This window comes from uncultured Oscillibacter sp. (assembly GCF_900544955.1).
Lineage (GTDB): Bacteria > Bacillota > Clostridia > Oscillospirales > Oscillospiraceae > Oscillibacter.
In genome coordinates, this window is sequence record NZ_UQXD01000075.1 from 1 (window position 1) to 3,973 (window position 3,973).

At 67.3% G+C, this 3,973-nt stretch carries 1 protein-coding gene; it reads left to right on the forward strand.

Annotation, left to right across the window (positions count from 1 at the left end; all coding sequences use genetic code 11):
- Positions 1-169 precede the first annotated feature (169 nt).
- On the forward strand, positions 170-3,973 hold a 3,804-nt coding region (locus QZS21_RS11530; protein WP_295583541.1), incomplete at its 3' end, for a PAS domain-containing protein.

Genomic DNA, 3,973 nt, shown 5'->3' on the forward strand with positions numbered 1-3,973 from the left:
CGGCGGCCCGCACAGGCGGGGCGGCCGCTCCGGTCGGCTCCCCGCGCGGTACCGCCCGGTCGGCACCGCCGCTGCGCGGACCGGATGGCCGGGACCTGCACAGGGGCGTCCGGACGGCGCTTCACCAAATCGCGAAGCTGCATCGGCAGCAGGAGGAGGGACGGCAGACATGAAGGAGAACAACGGCGTTCCCCTGGACACGGCGGTTCCGCCGGAGCTGCGGGCGGTTTTGGACCACCTTCCCAGCGGCCTTTCCATTCACCGCCTGGAGGGCGGACGCTTTACTCAGGTCTACTGCAATCCCGCCTTTTACCGGGTGATGGGGTACTCCCAGGCGCACATCGGCCAGATCCAGGGCGGGAGCGCCTTTTTAGGGGTTCACCCGGAGGACCGGCCCGGGCTCTTGGAGGAGACCGCGGCCCTGGTGCGGCGCGGCGGGGAGCTGACCCGCGCCTTCCGCGTGTTCCACGACCGGCTGGGCGCCTACCGCTGGATTCGGCTGGAGGGGAAATCGCAGCGCCTGGCGGACGGCTCCGCGGCGCTCTACGGCATCTATACGGACATCCATGGAGAGAAGCAGATGGAGGCGGAGCTGACTGCCGCCAATGCGAAGATGCAGGACATCATCAACGCCATTCCCGGCGGCGTGGCGATCTACAAGGTGACGGACATCTTTGAGACCGTCTATTTCTCCAACGGGGTGCCGGAGCTGACCGGTTACACGGTGGAGGAGTACCGGGAGCTGATCCGGGGGGACGCCGCCCTGATGACCTATCCCCAGGACCGGGAGCAGGTGGTGGAGACCGTCCGTCGGGCCCTTCAGGAGCACACGGTGGCGGAGTTGGCCTTCCGCAAGCTCCACCGGGACGGGCACATCGTCTGGGTCCGCGCCCAGGCCCGGCAGGTGGGGGAGAAGGACGGCGCGCCCCTGGTCCAGTGCGTCTTCCACAACATCACCGACCTGGAGGAGACCCAGCTGGAGATGAACCACCTGGTCAACTCCATCCCCGGCGGCGTCGCCAGCTACCGGGTGAAGGACGGCCGGTTTTTCCCCGTCTTTTACTCCGACGGCGTGCCCACCCTGGCGGGCTATACCCGGGAGGCGTTTGAGGCGGCGGGGGGAGACCTCCTCTCCCTCATCTACCGGGGGGACCGGGAGCGGGTGGATCGCGCCGTCCGGGAGGCGCTGCGGACGGGCGGGGCGTTGCAGATGTCCTGCCGGATCCGCCACCGGGACCAAGGACTGATCTGGATCCACCTCAGCGGCCGCCGGATCGGCCCCCTGACGGAGACCGCCAAATTCTACACCTCCTTTACCGGCATGTCCGAAGAGAGCCGGATGTATCAGGAGCTGGCCGGCGACACGGCGGACTCCGTCTATGTCATCGACCGGAGCAGCTATGAGCTGCTCTATTTCCACGAGAGCAAGCACGCCGCCTCCGGCGGCCGCAGCCGCATCGGGGACAAGTGCTACGCCGCGCTCCACGGGCAGACGGCGCCCTGCGCCTTCTGCAACCTCTCCTGCAAGGCCCCCGGCGAGGACGCCGAGGTGGTCTCCCCCCGGGACGGGCGGGTGTACAGCCTGTGCTTTCAGGAGATGGCGTGGAACGGCATCCCCGCCTACGTCCAGCGCCTGCGGGACATCACCGAGGAGGTGGAGACCCGCCGGGAGAAGGAGCGGCTGGAGCAGTATTTCCAGACGCTGGTGGAGAGCCTGCCCGGCGGCGTGGCGGTGGTGCACCGCCAGGCGGACGGCCGCTTTGTGCCGGAATACCTGTCCGCGGGCTTTGCCGCCATGACGGGATTGACGGTGGAGGAGGCCTGGGCGCTGTACCAGAGGGACGCCATGGCCGGCGTCCACCCCGAGGACGTCCCGGGGATTCTGAGGCAGCTGGAGGAGGCGATGGCCCATGTGGGCTGCCGCTGCGAGATGACCTACCGCCTCAAAAACGGGCGGGGCGGGTACCTCTGGGTCCGGAGCATTCTGTCCATCCTGCCCGGCGAGGGGGGGACCCAGCGCCAGTACATGTTCCTGCGGGACATCACCCAGGAGCGGGAGGAGCGGGAGCACGTCCGGGAGCAGTACCGGCAGACGCTGTTGCAGCACTACCGGGCGTCCGGCCCCAACACCCTGCTGGTGGGCCACTGCAACATCACCCAAAACGTCATCATGGAGCTCGTCGACTACACCGCGCCCCGCTGCACGGAGGGGTTCAGCCTGGAGCGGGAGGCGTTTTTCACCGCCCTCTCCGGCCTGGTGGTCCGGCCGGAGGACCGGCGGCGGTTTTTGGAGACCTATCTCAACGAGCCGCTGCTGGACGCCTATCGCCGGAAGGAGAACGAGCGGGTGCTCACCTGCCTGATCCAGATTCCCGGGGAGGACACCGGGCGGTACGCGGAGTGCCGGGTGAATCTGGTGGCGGAGCCGGACACCGGGGACATCACCGGCATTCTGACGGTGACGGATATCACGGAGAAGCGGATTTCCGACCAGGTGCTGCACCGCCTCTCCGACTCCGGATACGACCACATCGTGCTGCTGGACCTGATTCACGACCGCTATACGGTGTTCGCCAGTAACGACCGGGCCAGCGGCCTGTTGCCGGAGGGCGGCAGCCACTCCGGGCGGGTGGCGTACATGCTGGAGCACCAGGTGGTGCCCAAGGACCGGGAGCGCTACCGGCAGTATCTGGACGCGTCCTACGTCACCGCCCGGCTGGCCCGGGAGGGGAGCTACACCTTCGACATCTCCATTCTGGACGGCGGCGGAGGCGTCCGGGTCAAGCGGATGACGGTCTTTTCCATCGACCGGCGTCTGGGCCGGGTGTGCCTGGCCCGGACGGACGTGACCGATTCCGCCCGGGAGCAGCAGGGCCTGCTGAACATGCTGGCCTATACTTTTGAGCTGGTGGCCTTCATCGAGGTGGGCACCAACCGGATGGTCATGTACACCCGGCAGACGGTGCTGGAGGACCTGTCCCCCTACACCGTGGAGGACTTCGACGGAAAGATCGCGGCCGCCGCTGCGTTTTACGGCAGAACGGAGGAGGAGCGCCTGGAGATGCGCCGGCGGCTCACCCTGCAAAGCATGCTGGAGGAGCTGGAGCGCAGCCCCGGCGGCTACGACTTTGTATGCCCCTACCGGACGGAGGAGGGCCTGCGGTACAAGAAGGTCAGCATTCTCTGGGGCGACCGGAACCGCCAGACCGTCTGCATGGTGCGGGCGGACGTGACGGAGATGCTGGCGGAGGAGCGGAAGAACAAGGAGAAGCTGGAGAGCGCCCTGTTTTTGGCGGAGGCGGCCAGCCGGGCCAAGAGCGAGTTCCTCTCCTCCATGAGCCACGATATCCGCACCCCCATGAACGCCATCATGGGCATGACCACCCTGGCCGGCACCCGGCCGGAGGACCCGGCGTATGTGAAGGAGTGCCTGGGGAAGATTGCCGTCTCCTCCAAGCACCTTTTGGACCTCATCAACGACGTGCTGGACATGAGCAAGATCGAGCAGTCCAAAATCGAGCTGAACCGGGAGCGCCTCTCCCTGCGGGACATCGTGGAGCAGGTTGCCACCATGATCCGCTCCCAGGCGGAGGAGAAGGGCCAGCGGTTCTGCGTGGAGCTGGACGCCGTCACCCACGACGGCTTTTACGGCGACGCCCTGCGGATCAATCAGATTCTCATCAACATCTTGGGCAACGCGGTGAAGTTCACCCCACGGGGCGGACAGGTGTCCTTCCGGGCCGAGGAGCGGCCGGCGGCGCTTCCGGACCGCGCCCGGTACCGCTTCACCATCCGGGACACCGGCGTGGGCATGTCCCGGGAGGTGCTGTCCCACGTGTTCGAGCCCTTTACCCGGGACCGGCGTGTGGGCCGGGTGGAGGGAACCGGCCTGGGACTGAGCATCACCAAGGGGCTGGTGGACCGGGACGTCATCCCGGACGCTTCTTTGCCGGAAAAACCGCGCCTGATGGTG